General features: G+C 68.0%; 17 protein-coding genes, 1 pseudogene and 1 riboswitch. Of the genes and pseudogenes, 8 read left to right on the forward strand and 10 right to left on the reverse strand.

Going from position 1 to position 18,039, the window contains the following annotated elements; genetic code table 11:
- Positions 1-14 precede the first annotated feature (14 nt).
- The 5 genes and pseudogenes from G6N48_RS27950 to G6N48_RS19875 form a co-directional block, all read right to left on the reverse strand.
- A pseudogene (locus G6N48_RS27950) lies at positions 15-1,781 on the reverse strand (peroxidase family protein); the annotation flags it as partial.
- Positions 1,782-1,947: 166 nt separating this feature from the next.
- On the reverse strand, positions 1,948-4,212 hold the full coding sequence (locus G6N48_RS19860; RefSeq protein ID WP_085270489.1) for an MMPL family transporter: 2,265 nt from the start codon (positions 4,210-4,212) through the stop codon (positions 1,948-1,950).
- A gap of 14 nt (positions 4,213-4,226) precedes the next feature.
- Complete coding sequence (locus G6N48_RS19865; protein WP_085270490.1) at positions 4,227-4,865, reverse strand: acyl-CoA thioesterase; 639 nt, start codon at positions 4,863-4,865, stop codon at positions 4,227-4,229.
- A 6-nt stretch (positions 4,866-4,871) separates the two neighbouring features.
- Positions 4,872-5,273 carry a hypothetical protein gene (locus G6N48_RS19870; RefSeq protein WP_139825891.1) on the reverse strand — a complete coding sequence of 134 codons (402 nt, stop codon included), beginning with the start codon at positions 5,271-5,273 and terminating at the stop codon, positions 4,872-4,874.
- Between the two features lie 365 nt (positions 5,274-5,638).
- On the reverse strand, positions 5,639-6,634 hold the full coding sequence (locus G6N48_RS19875) for an Lrp/AsnC family transcriptional regulator (RefSeq protein ID WP_232066668.1): 996 nt from the start codon (positions 6,632-6,634) through the stop codon (positions 5,639-5,641).
- A gap of 112 nt (positions 6,635-6,746) precedes the next feature.
- On the opposite strand from G6N48_RS19875, the gene G6N48_RS19880 reads away from it, so the two are divergent.
- Positions 6,747-7,508, forward strand: a complete 762-nt coding sequence (locus G6N48_RS19880; protein ID WP_085270493.1) for an SDR family oxidoreductase — start codon at positions 6,747-6,749, stop codon at positions 7,506-7,508.
- The gene (locus G6N48_RS19885; RefSeq protein WP_085270494.1) at positions 7,505-8,362 is read left to right on the forward strand and encodes an LLM class flavin-dependent oxidoreductase; all 858 of its coding nucleotides are present in this window, start codon (positions 7,505-7,507) and stop codon (positions 8,360-8,362) included. Before G6N48_RS19880 ends, G6N48_RS19885 begins: the two co-directional genes overlap by 4 nt.
- Positions 8,363-8,366: 4 nt before the next feature.
- On the opposite strand, the gene G6N48_RS19890 is transcribed toward G6N48_RS19885, so the two are convergent.
- On the reverse strand, positions 8,367-9,224 hold the full coding sequence (locus tag G6N48_RS19890; protein WP_085270495.1) for an LLM class F420-dependent oxidoreductase: 858 nt from the start codon (positions 9,222-9,224) through the stop codon (positions 8,367-8,369).
- A 248-nt stretch (positions 9,225-9,472) separates the two neighbouring features.
- Here G6N48_RS19890 and G6N48_RS19895 point away from each other — a divergent pair, with 248 nt between their 5' ends.
- On the forward strand, positions 9,473-10,441 hold the full coding sequence (locus G6N48_RS19895) for a 2-hydroxyacid dehydrogenase (RefSeq protein ID WP_085270496.1): 969 nt from the start codon (positions 9,473-9,475) through the stop codon (positions 10,439-10,441).
- Between the two features lies 1 nt (position 10,442).
- Here the strand turns inward: G6N48_RS19895 and G6N48_RS19900 are convergent, their stop codons facing one another.
- The 4 genes from G6N48_RS19900 to G6N48_RS19915 all read right to left on the reverse strand — a co-directional run bounded on the left by G6N48_RS19900 (position 10,443) and on the right by G6N48_RS19915 (position 14,210).
- Entirely contained in the window at positions 10,443-10,928 is a 486-nt protein-coding gene (locus tag G6N48_RS19900) for a MarR family transcriptional regulator (protein WP_085270497.1), read from the reverse strand.
- Positions 10,929-10,973: 45 nt separating this feature from the next.
- Positions 10,974-12,002, reverse strand: coding sequence for an NAD-dependent epimerase/dehydratase family protein (locus tag G6N48_RS19905; RefSeq protein WP_085270498.1), 1,029 nt, complete (start codon positions 12,000-12,002; stop codon positions 10,974-10,976).
- 65 nt (positions 12,003-12,067) lie between these two features.
- Positions 12,068-13,255 carry a PPE family protein gene (locus G6N48_RS19910; RefSeq protein WP_085270499.1) on the reverse strand — a complete coding sequence of 396 codons (1,188 nt, stop codon included), beginning with the start codon at positions 13,253-13,255 and terminating at the stop codon, positions 12,068-12,070.
- 405 nt (positions 13,256-13,660) lie between these two features.
- Positions 13,661-13,884, reverse strand: a riboswitch (cobalamin riboswitch).
- Positions 13,885-14,024: 140 nt separating this feature from the next.
- Positions 14,025-14,210, reverse strand: a complete 186-nt coding sequence (locus G6N48_RS19915) for a hypothetical protein (RefSeq protein WP_139825892.1) — start codon at positions 14,208-14,210, stop codon at positions 14,025-14,027.
- Between the two features lie 519 nt (positions 14,211-14,729).
- Here G6N48_RS19915 and G6N48_RS19920 point away from each other — a divergent pair.
- The 5 genes from G6N48_RS19920 to G6N48_RS19940 all read left to right on the forward strand — a co-directional run bounded on the left by G6N48_RS19920 (position 14,730) and on the right by G6N48_RS19940 (position 17,933).
- Complete coding sequence (locus tag G6N48_RS19920; RefSeq protein ID WP_085270500.1) at positions 14,730-15,029, forward strand: PE domain-containing protein; 300 nt, start codon at positions 14,730-14,732, stop codon at positions 15,027-15,029.
- A 14-nt stretch (positions 15,030-15,043) separates the two neighbouring features.
- Positions 15,044-16,246, forward strand: a complete 1,203-nt coding sequence (locus G6N48_RS19925) for a PPE family protein (protein WP_085270501.1) — start codon at positions 15,044-15,046, stop codon at positions 16,244-16,246.
- A gap of 95 nt (positions 16,247-16,341) precedes the next feature.
- Positions 16,342-16,656, forward strand: a complete 315-nt coding sequence (locus G6N48_RS19930) for a WXG100 family type VII secretion target (RefSeq protein ID WP_085270502.1) — start codon at positions 16,342-16,344, stop codon at positions 16,654-16,656.
- A 55-nt stretch (positions 16,657-16,711) separates the two neighbouring features.
- Complete coding sequence (locus G6N48_RS19935) at positions 16,712-16,999, forward strand: WXG100 family type VII secretion target (protein WP_085270503.1); 288 nt, start codon at positions 16,712-16,714, stop codon at positions 16,997-16,999.
- Positions 17,000-17,102: 103 nt separating this feature from the next.
- The gene (locus tag G6N48_RS19940) at positions 17,103-17,933 is read left to right on the forward strand and encodes an ESX secretion-associated protein EspG (RefSeq protein WP_085270504.1); all 831 of its coding nucleotides are present in this window, start codon (positions 17,103-17,105) and stop codon (positions 17,931-17,933) included.
- Positions 17,934-18,039: the final 106 nt, after the last annotated feature.

The following is an 18,039-nucleotide window of genomic DNA, read 5'->3' on the forward strand; positions in this document are numbered from 1 at the left end:
GGGCCGGCTACCGGCCACGGCGCGAACGGGTTGGACACGCCGCGCAGCGACGGCTCCAGCTCCGGCATGTGCCGCAGCAGCATGGTGCGCAGCGAATTCTGCCGTATCCAGGTCATCCCGACGTCGGTGTAGATCTGCGGGCGGAAGTCGCGGGTAAAGAACCGGTCGCTTTCGAGCCGCCGCGAGGCCATCAGGATGAAGATGCGAAAAGCGGTGTCGCTGAACCCGAATCCCGGCGGCTTGGGCTCGGCGTAGAGACCGATCATCAAGTCGACGCGTTCGATGTCCTGGTAGACCTGGCGCAGTTGCTCTGCCCAGTGCGGGTTGTCGGTCAATTCGTCGAAGGTGGCCGCCGGCTTCAACCGCAGCGCCCGGCGGAATGCGTTGTAGCGCGGCACGCCCCGTTCGCGCGTGCGCAAGATGTCGGCGGCGGCGAGGTCGATGGGGGTGTCGCGGGGCCGCCGGTCGAAGTACTGCAAGTACTTGGGAAAGTTGTGCAGGGTGACCGCGCCGGGGTTGGCCGTGCCGAAGGAGTAGAACAGGTCCGGCATCGAGAACTCGTCGAGGCGTTCGCGGACGTGCTGATAGGTCAGGTCCGGCAGCCGGCAAGTCTTCAACAGGCTGTTGTCGCGCGCCGAGCGGAACTCGTAGTCGTCGGGAATGAGCGGGTGTAAGCGATAGACGGCCACGAACTCCTCGGTCAGCGAGTAGGGAACGCCGTGGAAGTCGGTCGGGGAGCCCGGAATACCCTGCAGCACCTCGTCGGCGAAGACCCGTCCGTGGGCCTCGTCGAACCGCTCGCCGAGCAGCCCGAACCAGTTGGCGTGCAAGGCCGCTTGGCTCGTGGGGTGGGCGATGATCGCCGGTGTCCATTCGAGGGTGTGGACCTTGGCCATGAGCGCGACGTTGATCAGCCGGGCGGTGTCGTAGAGCTGCTGGTCGGTCATCGCCGGATACGCCGACGCCAGCCGCTCGCAGATGGCGTTGTGCTCGCGCAGGAACAGCGCGTGCAACATCGCCAGGCCGACCCAGAAGTTGTTCTTGTTGCCCAGCGGCGCGAGAAACCTCTCCAGCTCGACCGGGTGCAGCCCGTGCTGGTCCAGTCCCAGCCGGCCCTGGGAGTGGGCGCGCAGCCCGTCAGCGAATTGCGTTGTATTGCCGTAGATTTGGGAAGCATCCCACCAGTGGGTGTCGGCGGTGACGAAGGTCGGCGGCCCGGAGCCGTCGGGGCTCGGATCCGGGGCGGTCCGGCGGATCTTCATCGGCCTGTCTTTCCGGGGCCACGGGTCGTCGGGTTCCAGGGGGACCTCGAACGGCCGGCTGTTGGTGGTGTCGTGGCTCAGCCAGTCGTGGACCTCGAACTGAATCCATGCCGCGGCCAAAAGATTCAACGTCGTGGCCGGCTGGAATTCTTCGCGGGTCAGCAGCTCACGGCTGACCAGGCGGGGATTCGGCTCCCAGAACCGCTCGGTGGGCTCGGGATGGGTGAGTTCGGGCGCCACGTTGCGGCCGAACCGGCTGCCGATCGAGCCCATCAGCGGGTCCCGCAGGTCGTTGTGGGTGCCGTCGAGGGTGCGGGCCGTCTTGAAATCGGTGCGACCGGCGAGGGTGGTCGGGGGCCGATCGGCCGCACCGCGCCCGGTGTCGAACAGGTTGTCGGCCCGCAACCGTTGCCGCAGGCCGATCAACACCGCCAGCCCCAGCGGCTTGGGCAGGCGATACCAGCCGACCAGGCGATCGGTCGCCTCTGCCAGCCGGGCCAACCGCCGTGCCCGCGTCATCGCGGAGCGGTCTTTGCCGCGCAGTTTCCGGCAGGACAGGCCGCCCAACCACTCAGTCGTGCGAACACGCCGCTCCCGTCCTCAAGACGCTGGCTTAACAGCTCGAACCGTAACAGGCGACATTGCCGCGCGCGCCCCTTGTTTTGCGGGTGTCGACACCACGGTCCTATGCGACCGCGCTGCTGGCCGCGGGCTCCGGTGCTGGAAGGGCAGACATGCCTGCGGATTCGCTGAGGCCGATTCGCCCGTGGAGCCGCGCCACTGCCGGCGGCGCCCACCAATTGAGGCGTCCGAGGACGCGCATGAACGCCGGGAGCAATACCATCCGGACCAGGGTCGCGTCGACGACCACCGCCAGTGAGACTCCGAGGCCGAACATTCGCATGAACGAGACTTGCGCGGACGTCAACGCGGTGAACGTGATCGCCATCAATATCGCCGCGGCCGTCACCACCCGGCCTGTGCGGGCCAGGCCCAGTGCAACGCTCTCGTCGTTGTCGGCCCGCGTCTGAGCGGATTTCAACCAGTGCTCACGGATACGGGCGATCAGGAATACTTCGTAGTCCATCGAGAGCCCGAAGGCCATGCAGAACAACAGCACCGGGATGTTGGCCACGAGGGTGCCGGTGGCGGTGGTGCCGAACGCACCGAGGTGACCGTCCTGGAAGATCCAGACCAGCGCCCCGAACGCGGCGCTCAGCGACAAGACGTTGAGGATCAGCGCCTTTGCCGGGAGGACGAAGCTGCCGGTCAGCAGGTACAGCAGCACGAACGTGATCGTTGCGATGATGCACAGCACCAGCGGCACCCTCGAGGTGACGGCATGGGAACTGTCATGGTTGATCTGGGCCCTGCCGGTCAGCTCGACGGTCCGGCCGCCCGGCGGCGTGACTTCGTGCAGCCGCTCGAGTTGCGCCTCCGACGCCGGGGAGAACAGCGGCACGTTGGTGCTGATGGTGAAGAACGCGCTGCCGTCCTTCAGCCCGGATGCGGCTACGGGAGGCCCGGCGATGCGTCCGTGTACGAATGCGCCGACCGGCGTCGACACAGACAGCACACCGGGCACCCGGGACAGCGCGGCGCCATAGTCGTTCAGCTCTGCGCCGGATATTCCGACCGAATCGGGAATCACCAGAAAGACATCGGTCTGGGAGTTGACCGCGAAGTCGCTACGCAACTCGTCTCCAAGTTGACGTGCCGAAAACCTGCTCGGAAGAACTCGGTCGTCGGGAAAGCCCCACCTGATTCCCAGCAGCGGCGCGCCCAACACCAGGAGGAGGGCCACCACCGACAACCCGGCCGGAACCGCGTGCCGCATGACGAATTTCGTCCAGCGATACCAACGCGTTTCCTGTATCGGGCGCGGCGCTGGTTCCGGCCGCCGGAGCAGATGCCTGAGCGCGCGGCGCAGGTCGAAAGCGTCGAGTCTCTGGCCGAGCAGCACGATGGCGGCAGGTGTCAGCACTATGGCGGCGAAGGCGGCGAACGCGACCACCGCGACGCCCGCGTAAGCGAAGGACTTCAGGAAGTACATCGGGAACAGCGCCAGCGAGACCATCGACAGGGCCACTGTGGTCGCCGAGAACAGCACCGTTCGCCCGGCCGTGGCCATGGTGCGCAGCAGGGCTTTGTCGAGGCTTGCGCCGAGGGCCCGTTCGTCTCGGAACCGGCTGATGATGAGCAACGTGTAGTCCACCGACAGGGCGAGTCCCATTGCGAGCGTGACGTTCAAGGCGAACACGGACACGTCGGTGATGTAGGAGATCAGGCGCAGAACCGCCATGGACCCGACGACGGCGGTCCCTCCGACCGCCAGTGGCAGCGCAGCCGCGAGGGCTCCGCCGAACACCCAGACCAAGGCCACGAACATCAGCGGGAACGCGATGACCTCCATGAGCAGCAAGTCGTTCTCGGTTTGGTCGGTGACCTGGACGTAGCCCATGACCTCCCCACCGAAAGTGACACTTACACCGTCGAAATGCGGCGCGGCTTCGGCCAAAGCCTCGGCGTGTTTTTGCGCCCCCGCCTCACCCCCGGTGATCCCGGCGATCACCAGGCCGGTGTCGCCTCGCTCGTTCACCAGGGCCGTTGCCACCTGCGGTGGCGCCGTCCAGGCCGACTCCACGTCGGCGACGAAGGGGAAGGTGCGCAGCCACGCGACGAGCCCGGTACCTGCGGCGCGCGCCGCAGCGCTTTGTTCGCCGGCATCTGATTTGACGGAGATGACCAGCTGCATATCGCCGTGACCGAACTTGTCGGAGAGCAATCGTGACGCCCGCCAGGATTCCGAGGTCGGGTCTCGAAAACCCCCGGCGGGCAGTTCCTTTACCACCGGCAGACCGAAGATTGCCGCACCGATGGTGATCAGCACCGCCGCCGCGATGACGCGCCGCGGACCGGCGATGGCGAATCTGGTGATTGCCGAGAACACGATGAATCCTCCGTTCAGCGGGCCACCGCGTGGCGCCGAAGGCCGACGTCGACACGCGAAACATCCTGAAGTCGCTTGCCTTCGGAGGCATGGGGTTCACGGGAGGTGGCCCGGGGGGGCGTCCTGAAACGTGCCCACAACTCGTCAGGCAACGCGGGGGGATCCACGTCGCGGCCGCACACGAGCCGGGCGAGCTGCGCGGGTGCCACGCTGCCCGCCGGCGAGCGGATGATCGTCTTGACGTAGCCGGTCGCCACGGGGCGGACGGGACCCTCGCGTGTTTGAAAGGTCTGCCGCATGAAGAGCCAGCGGTCGTCCCAAGACAGCACCTGCGTCGAGATCTCAAACCTCTGAAAGGGTTTGAGCGGCCGATGAAATTCCAGAGCCACCGCCGAGACGGGGATGACCCACCGCTGCTTCAGCGCCACCGTCAACAGACCTGCGCGGCGCAGGTAGTGCACCCGCGCAAAGTCCATCATCAGTGCGTACCGGCTGTTGTTCATATGCCCGAAAAGGTCTATGTCACAAGGCAGGACGCGCCATCGCGTCACTGTCTGGGCCTGCGGGTCCTCCGCGGACGGCCGCACGTCCTCGTGGTGGGCGCTCGCCGGGGGCGCGGTCAGGATTTTAAGCAGACGGATCGAGGGTTTCATCTGTCTTCACAACCGGTACATCTCACGGTGCATGCGGGCGTCGGCAATGAAATCGGATTCGAACCGAGCCGGGTAGTGGGGGCGCGCCCGCCGATCACGTCGAGCCTCTTCCCGCCTCTTGAACAGTCGGGTCCAGGCGATCTTCCGGGGCGCCACAACTGCGTCGGCATGCAGTTCATCGAGCGCCGGCTCTTCGACCTCGAGCTCGCTCTCGAACGAAGGCGGGACCGCCGTCGCTGCCGCGCTGCCGAGGAGAACCTGGTGTTCGGAGATGACGGTCTGCACCGGTGCGGCCTCGTCGGCGGCCGGGACCGGCCTCTCCAGCGATTCCTCGGCGCGGCCCGGGTTGGTGACGGCAGGCTGACCGGCATTGGCCACCATGTCGGATGTGTTTGGCGTAGCGGGCATTTGAGCTCTCCACTTTTGTCTCGGCTAGGACGCGTATCGTCCCGTCGCGGAGAATCATGCGGGCCCGGGGGCTTATTGGGCACGCGTAGAGCGCTACCTGTTTTTGCCGATGAACTACTGGAATCGCACGCCGGCGAACCGACGAGCGTGGCGGTTGCATCGGCCGATTCGTGCCACCGAACGCGGAGTCGTTAACGCGCGCGACACCCCGCCCTCACAAAGCCGGGCGCCGAATGTCCGAGCGGTAACACGACGGGCGCCGGGCCGCACCACCCGAGGACGGAGCGCGGACACAGTTGGCGTAGTGGACTACTTGATCGGCGCGACCCGTCCGCCGCGCACTACTCGCTTTCACCGGCGCCGCGTCAGCGCCGGCCCTGGATCAACCGGCCGTGCGAGACCAGGGAGGCCGCCTGCTTGAGTCGCTTGGTGCGGATGCCGACGTCGTAGCTGTGGACGTCGTCGATGACGGCCAGGCGCTCGGCCAAGTAGCGGTAGAGGTGCTCGACGTCGCGGCAGATGACCACGGCCATCAGGTTGTTGTGACCGCTGACGGCCACGACCGAGGCGACCTCGTCGTGGGCGGCGATCTGCCCGGCCACGCGCACCAGATGCCGCGGCGGTGTCCGCAGCCACACCATGGCGTTGACGTGGAATCCGAGGAGTAGTTCCGGCAACAGCTCGAGGTCATAGGTCAGTGTCGCCGAGGCTTCCAGAGCGGCGAGCCGTCGTTTGACCCGGGCAGGCGACCAGCCGGTGAGTTCGGCCAGGCGCGCGTGCGGCGTCCGACCGTCCGAGGCGAGCGCGTCGAGGATGGGCTGGTCGTCGTCCGCCGGTGGCGCGGGCGCCCGGGGCGATTCGGCGCCGGCCGTCGCTTCGAGCAGCGCCGTGGCCTGCTCGGCGCTCAGGTTATGTCCGTAACCGGTCCACTGCGTGCCGGACGAGCCCCCGAACACGTGCAGGATCAAATCGACCTTCATGCCGAGCACCGCGGAGGTACGCGGGAGGCGTTGCAGGAGGCCGTCATTGGTTTCGCCCAGCGGTGCGCGCACGACGCAGACGAGTTCGGTCCAGCCCGACATGACGTTCGCGTGGGTGACCTCCGGTCGCCGTACCAACGCCTCGGCCAGTCGGGGCAGGTCGTCGGGCCTGGCGTGCACCCGGACGATCCACTGGCACTCCCCGTGTACCCGGGGGTTCACCACACCGATCACCCGCACCGCGCCGTCGCGGCGCATCTTTCGGTACCTGCGCGCGACGGTCTGTTCGGGTACCCCCACAAGGTCGGCGATGCGGCGAAAAGGCACACGGGGCGACAACTGAAGCGCATGCAGAATCTGTCCGTCGAGAGGCTCGATCACAAACAAAACCCTACGGCGGGGCTGGACTAGATGTCGGATTCGGACGATTCCGGCGCACCGCTTGGCCACATCGCCACTTCGCGCCGACTCTTGACTGCGGAAAGGAGCACCGATGCGGATAAGCGACAACACCGTCCTGATCACCGGCGGCGGCAGCGGCATCGGCCGCGGCCTCGCCGCTGCGCTGCACCACGCCGGCAATCGGGTCGTCATCGCCGGAAGGCGCACCGCCGCGTTGCGCGCAGTCGCCGCAGCGCATCCCGGAATGCGATACCGGCAACTGGACCTCTGCGACGCCGGGTCGATCCGCGATTTCGCGGACGCCCTCGCGCGCGACTTCCCGGACCTCAACGTCGTCGTCAACAACGCGGGGATCATGGTGACCGAGGACCTGGCGACACCGGATCCCGCCACCGCGACGGCGGTGGTCGCCACCAACCTGCTCGGGCCCATCGCGCTGACTTCTCTGCTGCTGCCGACGCTGCGGTCGCACTCCCACGGCGCGATCATCAACGTGACATCGGCTCTGGCGTTCGTGCCCCTGGCCGCCGCGCCGACGTACAGCGCGACCAAGGCCGGGTTGCACTCTTACACCCAGTCGCTGCGATATCAGTTGCGGGAAACGGGAATTCGGGTGATCGAGATCGCGCCGCCCCGTGTCGAGACCGATATGCCCGGCCCGGGGGAGGACGACTACACGATCACCGTCGACGACCTCGTCGCGCAGACCATGGCGCAGCTGACCGCGCGGCCCGAGACCACCGAGATCGTCGTGGACGCCGCACGGGACCTGCGCTATGCCGAACGCGACGGCGTCTACGCCGAACAGTTCACCGCCGTCAATGCGGCCGGCCTCGGACAGGAAGCCTCATGAAGATAGGAATCGGTCTGCCGAACCACGTCGCCGGCGTCCCGGGGCCGCTCATCACACACTGGGCGCGTCGCGCCGAGCGACGCGGGTTCGACTCCGTGACCACCATCGACCGCCTCGTCTATCCGAGCCTGGATTCCGTCGTCGCGCTGGCACTGGCTGCCGGAGTCACCTCGGACCTCGCGCTGGTGACCAACGTCCTGCTGACGCCGCTCTATACGCCGGCGGTGCTGGCCAAGCAGCTGGCCAGCCTGGCCGACGCCGCGGGCGACCGGCTGGTCGTCGGCATCGGCGTGGGGTCGAGGGCGGACGACTACTCCGCCGTCGGTGTCGAGTACGCCGACCGCGGCCGCGTTCTCGACGAGCAGGTTCCGATCATGCGGCGCGCCTGGACCGCAAAGGGCATCGCCGGCGACACCGCGTTGTGCCCTCGGCCTGTGCACATTCCGTTGCTCTTCGGGGGCAGGTCGCAAGCCACCCTCCGCCGCGCCACGACGCTCGGCGACGGATGGGTGGCCGGCGCCCTGCGCGACTATCCGTGGCAGGAGAAGTTCGCCGGCCGCGTCCGGGACGGATGGCGTAAGGCCGGCCGCTCGGGCGATCCGCAGATTCACGCGTCGGTCAACTTCGCCCTCGGCCCGGCCGCGACCGTACAGTCCGGGCGCGACCACCTCGCCCGCTACTACGGGTTCAAGCCGGACTACGCGCAGCTCAATGTCGCCGACATGCTGACCTGCGCCGCCGACGCTCGTGACACGGTGCGCGCCTACCGCGATCTCGGTTTCGACCGGCTGCTGTTCCACCCCACCGTCTCGTCGCTCGACCAGGTCGATCGCCTGGCCGACGCCGTGCTGTAGGCAGTTACCCGAGGTCGGCGGCGACCCGCTCGAGCGCGGCCAGGTGCCGGTCGACGCCCGTCAAGCCGGCATTCATGGTGTTGACCGACAGGTGAGTGGCTCCGGCGGCCCTCCAGTCGGCGATCTGGGCGGCGACCCTGTCGCGGTCGTCGCCCCAGTTCACCCGGCCCTCCATGCCGAGGGCATCGGCGTCGCGACCGGCGGCCGTCGCCGCACTGCGCACCCGCTCGAGCGCGTAGTCCAGCTTGGGTCCGGGGTCCATCATCGGGAACCAGCCGTCGCCCAGCCGGCCGGCCCGTTCGTAGGCACGATCCGAGGCCGCGCCGAACCACACCGGGATGGGCCGCTGCACGGGCAGCGGCGCCAGGCCCGCCGCGGTCACGGTGTGATACTTCCCGTCGAAGGTGACCGACCGCTCGGTCCACAGTCTGCGCAGCACTTCGACCTGTTCCTCTGAGCGCTTGCCGCGGTTGCGGAAATCCTCGCCGAGCGCCTCGTACTCGACTGCGTTCCAACCCAACCCGATACCGAGCCGGAACCGGCCACCGGTGAGCAGGTCCACCTCCGCGGCCTGCTTGGCCACCAGCACCGACTGGCGTTGCGGCAGGATGATGATGCCGGTGACCAACTCCAGCGAGGTGACGGCCGCGAGGTAGCCGAACATGACGAACGGCTCGTGAAAAGTCGAGTCGATGTCGTACGGGCCGGCCCAGCCGTGGTGAACTTCCGGGTCGGCGCCCACGACGTGGTCGTAGGCGAGGATGTGGGTGAATCCGAGTTCCTCGACGCCCTGGCCGTAGGCCTTCACGACCGCGGGATCTCCGCCGAGCTCGGTCTGGGGGAACACGACTCCGATGCGCATGCGAGTTGCAACCACGCCGGGGCGGTGTTGCTTCCCGGCTCCCGTTCGTGCCCGCCGGCGCGCGGAACTCCTCCATGGCCGGCGGACAATCGCAGAACGGGTGACGGTGCCGCCTTCTCACCTCTCGGCAAGTAAACGCTGCGGGCGACGGTTCTGGTGCGGTACCCGGGGGAACGGTCGGCACCGTCGAGGGATGCGACAAGGGCCGTCGCCGGGATATTTCATCGGACGGCAACGATGATGGAAGCGTGACGGCGAAAAAGATCAGCGGTGTGTGGCGGGTCGGCGCGTTCGAGCCGACCTTCGAGTCCGAGATGGCCGCGCGTTACGACATCCCCCGCCTCCCCGAGGGTGCGCGGCGGGCGGAGTTCCTCGCCGAGCACGGGCCCGACGTGCGGGTGCTGGTGACCTCGGGCAGCCCCGGTGTCGACGCCGGCACGATCTCGGCGCTGCCCAACCTGGAGGCGATTGTCAACAACGGTGCGGGGGTCGACCTGATCGATCTGGCGACGGCGAAGCGCCGCGGCATCGGCGTGAGCAACACTCCGGACGTGCTGTCGGACTCCGTGGCCGACACCGCGCTCGGGCTGATCCTGATGACACTGCGTCGTTTCGGCGCGGCTGACCGGTTCGTTCGGGCGGGCAGGTGGGCGAGGGAGGGGCCGTTCCCGTACGCAAGAGACGTCAGTGGCCTCCAGGTCGGGATCCTCGGCCTGGGCCGCATCGGCTCGGCGATCGCGACGCGACTGCTCGGATTCGACTGTGCCATCGCGTATCACAACCGTCACCGCATCGAGGGATCTCCCTACCGCTACGCGGAGTCGCCGTTGCAGCTCGCCGAGTCGGTCGACGTGCTGGTGGTCGCCACCACCGGCGACCGCGGGGCGCGGCACCTGGTCGACCGCGCCGTCCTCGAGGCGCTGGGCTCCGAGGGTTACCTGATCAACATCGCGCGGGGCAGCGTCGTGGATCAGCAAGCACTGGTCGAGCTGCTGGTCGGCGGCGCGCTGGGCGGTGCGGGCCTGGACGTCTTCGCCGACGAGCCCGACGTGCCCGCCGAACTCCTCGACCTGGACAACGTGGTGCTCTTCCCGCACATCGGCAGCGCGACCGGCCGAACGCGCCGGGCGATGGCGCTGCTGGCGATCACCAACCTCGAAAGGTACCTGGAAACCGGGGAATTGGTGACGCCGGTGGTGCGCCCGCGGCGCCGATGAGTCAGAGACTGGTCGCGGGCGCGGTGGGTTCGGGCGAAGTCGCGGATTGCGTCAGTCGGCGCAGAATCGGCATCGCCACCTGGGCGGCGAGCCACAGGGCGAGCTCGTCCTCCGAGGACAATCCGTCCAGCAGCTGGGCGAGCCGCTTCCGGCGATCTTCGGCGCGCTGATCCCACAGCTCGCGCCCGGCGTCGCTGATGGACACCAACGCGGCCCGGCCGTCGTCGGGATCGCTCGACCGCGCCAACAGGCCCTGGCGTTCCATCCGCTGCACCAACTGCGTCATGGCGGGCTGGCTGGTGTCCTCGGCCGCGGCCAGCGCCGTCAGCCGCATCGGGCCTTCGCGGTGGACCCGGTTGAGCACCAGCGCGGCGCTGGGGCTCAGATCCCGTCGGTTGGGCAACAGGTAACGCCAGGTCAAATCGGTCCCGGTGTCGATCATCTCGAAGATCGTGTTGGCGCTGTCGACGCCGGGTCGCCTCTTCATGGACGACGTTATATCACGTTTGCGATGTAGAACTGGGGCAGCTTCTCACACAACGGTTTTCGCGGCACTTCGGTCGACATAAACGTGGGCCGCGCGCCGGATCGACTCCTCGGTGGGCGCGGGGTGCCAGCCGAGTTCGCGGGTGGCCTTGTCGTGGCTGGCCGGCGAGGTCAGTGCGATGAGCCGCGCGCTCTGCGTGCTGATGGGCAAGTCGCGCCGCAGCAAAGGGCGCACGACGTCGCCGAACCGGGCGAGCGCGTACACGAGCGCCATCGGGATCCCGATCCGCGGCGGGCGCGCACCGACGGCCTGTGCGGCGCACGTCACCAGCTCCCGCTGCGTCATGTACCGCTCGGAGACGATGTAGCGCTCGCCGACCCGGCCGCGTTCGGCCGCAAGGACCAACGCGTCGGCGACATCGTCGATGCCGACGACCTCGGCGCCGACGCCGCGGATGTAGAACGGCATCTTCCCGAGCGCCGCGAGCTGGACGAAGATCCCCTGCCGCGGCTGCCAATCGGGCGGACCGTAGGGATTGGAGACGTTGGTGACCACCGCCGGTAACCCGCGCTCCGCGACGTAGGAGAAGACCAGATCTTCTGCCTGGCGGCGAGATTCGATGTAGTTGCCGCCCCGGTCGGCCCAGTTGAAGGGAGTGTCCTCGTCGACGGTCGCACCGTCGGTGCCGATCGCGATGGCGCCGATGGTGCTCAGAAAGACAAATCGCTTCAGGTCGGCCTTCGCCGCCACCTCGAGGACGTTGCGCAGGCCCTTGACGTTGGTCTCGAACAGCGGTGCGGGGTCACGCAGTTCCGCCCTGGTGTCGACGACGCAGTAGTAGACGACGTCGCGGTCGGTCATGGCGGCGGCCACTGCGGAGGTGTCGAAGATGTCACCGTAACAGCGCTGGACGTCCAGGCCGTCGATTCCTCTGGTAGCGCTCGACTTTCGCAACAGGACCCGGACGTCGGCGCCGCCGGAAACGAGTCGGCGGGTGACGGCCGCCCCCACGTTGCCGCTCGCGCCCATGACCAGGGCACGCTGCCCGGTCACGGTTGTACCGCCGTCATCCATGTTTGCCGTCCGTTACGTCCACGACACGTACTGTAACGCCGACGGTACGGCGCGGCACCCCCTTGCTATCCCGCTGCCGGCGGGCGTGCGACGAAGGTCGGGCGGAATCCGTACTGCGGTACGGCGCGCCCGTAGCCCTGACCGGCCGCCCCGCCGCCCAGCGGAACTCCGGGCAGGCCCGCCGCCATGGCCGGAGGCGGGGCCACCATCGGAGTACCGCCCAGGCTCGACGCCAGCGGTCCGGACAGCGGCGCGGACGCGGTCCAACTCGGGGGCACCGAGAGCGGTCCCAGCGTGGCGGCTTGGCCCAGTCCGGCCGCGAACGCCGGTCCCGGACCTGCGATGCCGACGACCGGGCCCGCCACCTCCTCGCCGGCCGCCCCGGCCGCGGCCTCACCTGCCGCGGCGGCCGTCTGGCCACTGGCCTCGCCGCCGGTCAGGCCCAGGAACGGCGCCAGGGTGTTGCTCGGCATGTAGAACCCCGACGAGAACACGGTGTTCCAAATGTTGCCGTTGGGTCCCCAGGTGTTCCAGAAGCCGTCGAGCGCGTCGTTGCCCGACCCGGACCCGGTCAGCAGGAGGCGGAGGATATCCACGGCTTGCGTCCTCGGCGCCGCCGAGGCGGGGTACGCCATCCTCTGCAGGGACGTCGGCACCGCGGCCACCATCTGACTCAGCGTCGACTGTTCGGCGACGGCCGCGGACTGCGCGGTGAGCCCGGTCGGGCTGGTGGTCGGCTGCGGCAGGGTGAACTCGGCGAGCCGGGTGGCGGCTGCAGACGAGCCGGCATAGCCGTACATTGCCGCGGCGTCCTGGGCCCACATCTCGGCGTACTGCGTTTCGGTGGCGGCGATGGCCGCAGTGTTCTGGCCCAGGATGTTGGTGGCGACCAATGCCGCCATCCGGACCCGGTTCTGGGCAACCACCGGCGGGGGCACGGTGGCGGCGAACGCGGCTTCGTAGGCCGCGGCCGCGGATTCGGCCTGTGATGCGGTGTGCTCTGCCCGGGTGGCGGCGTCACTCATCCACACGACATAGGGAAGGGCCGCGGCCGCCATGGCGGCCGACGCCGGGCCGTGCCACTGCTCGCCGGTCAGGACACCGAGAATCGAGCCGTAAGACGATGCGGCCGATCGTAATTCGGCGCCCAGGCCGTTCCAGGCCGCGGCGGCGACCAGCATGGGTGTGGAACCCGGTCCAAGGTACATGCGGGCGGAGTTGACCTCCGGTGGCAGCGAGGCGAAGTCGCTCATCGCCGCACGCTGTTGACGACGTGACGAACTGGTTGAGAAGCGTTGTCGGACACGATTTGTCTCCTTGACAGCGGAAGCTGGGCAGCGCAAAGCCGCCCGCTGACTATGAGTATGAGATTGCCCGAGTGGAGCTTTGGCGGGCGTGCGTGATCTGCCGGTGAAAACCCGATCGGTGTTACCGGTTCGCTGTTAGTGATTCACAACAGATTTCAGCCGCCGGGGCCGGCGCGGCACCTGTCAGGAGTTGACCAGTGCTGGCGACTGCGCATAGTGCGTCCTCCATGCCGATGACATGCTCATCGCCGTCGGACGGTCGCCAAGGTGTGAGCGGCGGCGGTAGTGCCCAGCTCGCTCACTGCACCCGGACATCCGCCCAATCCGCGGGGCGATGCGCCGCCGGACACGGTGTGTCCGGCACGGCCAGCAGGTCTTCGGACTCCCGGGCGCGCACCGCTTTCGGTGCATCTACTGGCCGTCGCTTCCCGGGATCAGCGGGCTTCGCTGTTCCCAGTGCCGATGACGGCGGTCGTTCCCGGATACCGCTGCGGGACAGTCCCGGATTCACACCGGGTTCCCTCTCGCGGCCCATCCCGTGGAAGCGATGCGCCGCTCGGTGCTCAGATCTGTCGATCTCAGCAAACTGGCTGCGAAGCTCAAAATACACGGTTTACGCGAGAGTTACAAACGGTTTCCGCCGACCCCCTCGCGAAATGGCATGCCTTGCGCCAAAGTTCGGGCCGGGTCGGCCGCGCAGCGACCCGAACGGCGGTCAGCCGCCGCTGCCCGCGCCGCCGATCCCCGCAGCCGGCGGCGGCGGTGCGGGCGAACTGCTCGCCACCGGTGTGATCGACGGACCGATCGCCGGATTCTCGGCGCCCGCACCGCTCACGATTGCGAGGACCAGCACTCCTGCGCCGCCAAGGAGTGCGAGCCACCCTTTGACTTCGGACCTCATGGCAATCCTCACCCTCAACTACGTCTTAGGGGTTCATTACCCGCTTCGCGGTGCGCTCAAGCGGGCACGGCGCCCTCCAAGCGGACGGGACGGCCGGAAGCCGACCGCGCTGCCCAACGGTCGAACCGCAGGGTTGTAATTCGAAGAATGGCCGGCCCGGCCGAATGGAAATGGCCCGGGCTGAAGCATGAAGCGCCGCGCGGGTGAGCGACGCCGCGACCGGTATCGGTCGATCTTGGTGCACCCGCACCGGTGCGCAAATTTCGCTTGTGATCGGTTCAGTTAATGCCGCCGGGTTACCGGCGCGGCGATTGTTCCCGGCACAAGTCCAGCTCAGGCCGTTCCCGCCGGCGCTGCTTCGAGCGACCCGATGAGTCTGGGCAACGATTGCCGACGGGATTTCGTGATCGAAATCGTGTACCCGCGGTCCTAATTTTTGCGACCGAAAACGCGATCGCCGCGGGCGCACTACACTAATGCTCCATCTAGGTCCTGATCAGGGGCATATCGGAGGGAATCATGGTTCTGTCTGTGCAGCCAGAAGCCGTTTTGGCGTCGTCGGGCGCGGAATCGGCGATCAGCGCAGAGACTCAGGCCGCCGCGTCGGCCGCTGCGCCGGCGCTGCTGGGGGTCACGCCGATGGGTGCCGACCCGGACTCGGCGATGTTCGCGGCGGCGCTCAATGCCTGCGGTGGCAGCTATCTGGGGGTGGTCTCGGAGCACGCGGCGCAGCGGGGCCTGTTCGCCGGCGCCCAGGGCATGGCCGCAGGCGTGTATGGCGCGACCGAGACGTTGCGAACGTTGACGTTTGGGCTTTAGAGGGGGCAGTACGCATGGCTGATCCGGGGTGGGCAGCCCGTACACCTGAAGAGAACGATCTGTTGCTCAAGGGCGGGGCCGGAGCCGGGGTGGGCACACACCTGGCCAACGAGACCGCATGGACGACCCTGGCGGCAACCCATCATGCATCGGGTGTCGCTTCCGCGATCAATACCGCCGCCACGTCAGCGAGCTGGCTGGGCACGGGATCGGCCGCGTCGGCGGCAAACGTGACCGCGCTCAACGCGTCGCTGCATGGCCTGGCCGGGTGGGTCGACGTCAAGCCGGCGGTGGTTTCAACCGCGATCTCGGCGTACACGACCGCCAACGCGGCCATGCGTCCGGCGCCCGAATGCATCGCCAATCGCGACGAGTGGGGCGTCGACAACGGCATCAACCCGCTGGTGCTGGGAGCGCTGACCCCGCGAATCGTGTCGCTGGACGTTGAGTATTTCGGCGTGATGTGGCCGAACAACTCGGCGGTCGGCGCCAGCTACGGAGCGATTTTGACGGCATTGGCGGAAAGCCTGGCGATCCCGCCGCCGGTCGCCGGCCTGGGCGCTTCGCCCGCGGCTCCGGCGGAGGCCGCTTCGGCGGTCGGCCAGGCGGCGGCCGATACCGCGGCCGGTGACGGCATGCGCGCCGCATATCAGGGCGTCCAGTCGGGCACCACCGGCGCCGGTCAATCGGCATCGGCCGGGCAGGACGCCGGCAGCCAGCTCGGGACGCTCATGCAGCCCATGCAGTCGATGATGCAGGCCGTGCCCCAGGCGCTGCAGGCTCCCGCCCAGATGATGCAGGCGCCGATGCAGGCGATGCAGCCGCTCATGGGCATGTTCACCAACTCCGGGGGTCTGGGCATGGGCGCGGCAGCCCCCGGTGCCTCGGCGGCATCGGCGACCGGCGGGATCTCGGCTGCCGAGGCGGGAGCCTCGATGGGCGCGAGCGGCGGGAGCGCCTCGCTGGGCGGCGCGGGGGTGTCGGCGACCAGCTTCACCCGCCCGGTCAGTGCCTTCGACTCCTCCGCCAGCGGCCGTCCGGTCGGGTTGCGGCCGAGCGGGGCGTTGGGCGCCGAGGCGGTCCGTCCGCAGACGACGACGGTCGGCGGCTCGCCGATGGGTGGCATGCCGGTGGGTCACGCGGCGGGCGGACACCGCGACTCCCGGGGCAAATCCGAACAACCCGCGACAGTGCGGGTTGTCGACAATCGGTTGTGAACAAAGGTGAATTTACAGGCCAAAACCGCCGCCATACACTTCGCTCCACACCCTAGACAAGTACCCGGGGGCGAACCGCACGAAGGAGAAAAGCAGTGACAATCAAGGTGACACCGCAAATGTTGCGGGACACTTCCAATGCCATTCAGGCGAACATGGAGCACGCGATGGCGATCGCTCAGGGCTATGTCGCGAATCAGGAAAACGTGATGAATCCGGCCACGTGGTCCGGCGATGCCGTAACGGCCTCGCACGTGACTGCCACCGAGGTCGCCGGTGACCTGAACAAGATCCTGACCGGCGGCACCCGCCTGGCCGAGGGGCTCAACCAGGCGGCCGCCCTGATGGAAGGCCACGAGGCAGATTCGACCCACGCCTTCAACGCCCTTTTCGGCCAGCACGGCTCGTAATCTCTGAGCACTCAGCACTTTTCAACTTCACTTTCGGCCTTCAAAGGAGTTCACCATGAGCAACCCGATCACCTACAACCCGGGCGCCGTCGCCGACTTCGCATCGGATGTCGCGTCACGCGCGGGTCAGCTGCAATCGATCTATGAGGACACATCGAATCGGACGAACGCGCTGACGGAATTCTTCGCCGGCCACGGTGCCTCGGGGTTCTTCGAGGCTCAGGCGCAGATGCTGTCGGGCCTGCAGGGACTGATCGACACCGTGCGTCAGCACGGGCAGACGACCTCCCACGTGCTCGACAGCGCAATCAGCACCGACCAGCACATCCACGGCCTGTTCTGATTCCGGCCACCGGAGCCGGCACCTGAAAGCGTTGGGACAGCGCGGTGTTGAAGGTGGGGCAGGCCTTGGATGCGGTGTTGCGGCAGGGTGAAGTGAGAGTTGCGTGCTGACAACGACGGTCGATGGCCTGTGGGTGCTGCAGGCCGTGACCGGTGTGGAGCAGACCTGCCCCGAGCTGGGGCTGCGGCCACTGCTGCCTCGGCTCGACACCGCCGAACGGGCGCTGCGCCATCCCGTCGCAGCGGAACTGATGGCCGCCGGCGCCATCGACCGGGCCGGTGACGCCGATCCCATGATCCGGGAATGGCTCACCGTGCTGTTGCGGCGCGACCTGGGCCTGCTGGTGAATATCGGTGTGCCCGGCCGTGAACCGACGCGCGCTTCTATCTGCCGCTTCGCCACGTGGTGGGTGGTCCTGGAGCGTCACGCCGACCTGATCCGGCTCTACCCTGCCGGCACCGCCAGCAACGAGAGCTCAGCCGGCGAACTCGTGGTGGGGCAAATCGAGCGGCTGTGCGGCGTGGCCGAGGCGGCGCCGTTGAGGCCGGTCACCCTGGACACCGAGCAGTTGCTCGAGTCGGTGCGCGACCAATCCAGCCTCCGCTCATTCCTCGCCGCGCAGCGCCTCGACGCCGACCAGATGCAAATCATCACGACCGCAGCGGATCCCGCCCGCTCGGCGCAAGCCTCGGTGGTGGGGTTGCAGGCCGGCGTGGGGCCGGACTCGATGGCGCGCCTGGTCGTCGGCGACTCGTCGGTGTCCATCGTCGATACCCCGGCGGGCCGCATCTGCGTGGAGAGCGTCATGTCGGGGCAGCGCCGCTACCAAGTGATCTCGCCCGGGTCGCGCAGCGACATAGGCGCAGCGGTGCAGCGCCTCATCCGCCGCCTTCCCGCCGGCGCCGAGTGGTATTCCTACCGGCGGGTGGTCTAATCGAGGTATGCGCGCATGAGTTCGTTAACCAATGCCATGGAATAGCAACGTCTTCCGTTCGCTAAAGATAACTGAACGGGTAAACGCGGTGCCCATTGCCGTGTTA

It is taken from the genome of Mycobacterium parmense, from assembly GCF_010730575.1.
GTDB classification, from domain to species: domain Bacteria; phylum Actinomycetota; class Actinomycetes; order Mycobacteriales; family Mycobacteriaceae; genus Mycobacterium; species Mycobacterium parmense.

Bases quoted from the DNA above. Each gene is read 5' to 3' on its own strand.
- G6N48_RS19880 (WP_085270493.1), top strand. From the start codon at position 6,747: ATGCGGATAAGCGACAACACCGTCCTGATCACCGGCGGCGGCAGCGGC.
- G6N48_RS19885 (WP_085270494.1), top strand. From the start codon at position 7,505: ATGAAGATAGGAATCGGTCTGCCGAACCACGTCGCCGGCGTCCCGGGG.
- G6N48_RS19915 (WP_139825892.1), bottom strand. From the start codon at position 14,210: ATGAGGTCCGAAGTCAAAGGGTGGCTCGCACTCCTTGGCGGCGCAGGA.
- G6N48_RS19910 (WP_085270499.1), bottom strand. From the start codon at position 13,255: ATGAGCGACTTCGCCTCGCTGCCACCGGAGGTCAACTCCGCCCGCATG.
- G6N48_RS19905 (WP_085270498.1), bottom strand. From the start codon at position 12,002: ATGGATGACGGCGGTACAACCGTGACCGGGCAGCGTGCCCTGGTCATG.
- G6N48_RS19900 (WP_085270497.1), bottom strand. From the start codon at position 10,928: ATGAAGAGGCGACCCGGCGTCGACAGCGCCAACACGATCTTCGAGATG.
- G6N48_RS19870 (WP_139825891.1), bottom strand. From the start codon at position 5,273: ATGCCCGCTACGCCAAACACATCCGACATGGTGGCCAATGCCGGTCAG.
- G6N48_RS19920 (WP_085270500.1), top strand. From the start codon at position 14,730: ATGGTTCTGTCTGTGCAGCCAGAAGCCGTTTTGGCGTCGTCGGGCGCG.
- G6N48_RS19890 (WP_085270495.1), bottom strand. From the start codon at position 9,224: ATGCGCATCGGAGTCGTGTTCCCCCAGACCGAGCTCGGCGGAGATCCC.
- G6N48_RS19925 (WP_085270501.1), top strand. From the start codon at position 15,044: ATGGCTGATCCGGGGTGGGCAGCCCGTACACCTGAAGAGAACGATCTG.
- G6N48_RS19865 (WP_085270490.1), bottom strand. From the start codon at position 4,865: ATGAAACCCTCGATCCGTCTGCTTAAAATCCTGACCGCGCCCCCGGCG.
- G6N48_RS19935 (WP_085270503.1), top strand. From the start codon at position 16,712: ATGAGCAACCCGATCACCTACAACCCGGGCGCCGTCGCCGACTTCGCA.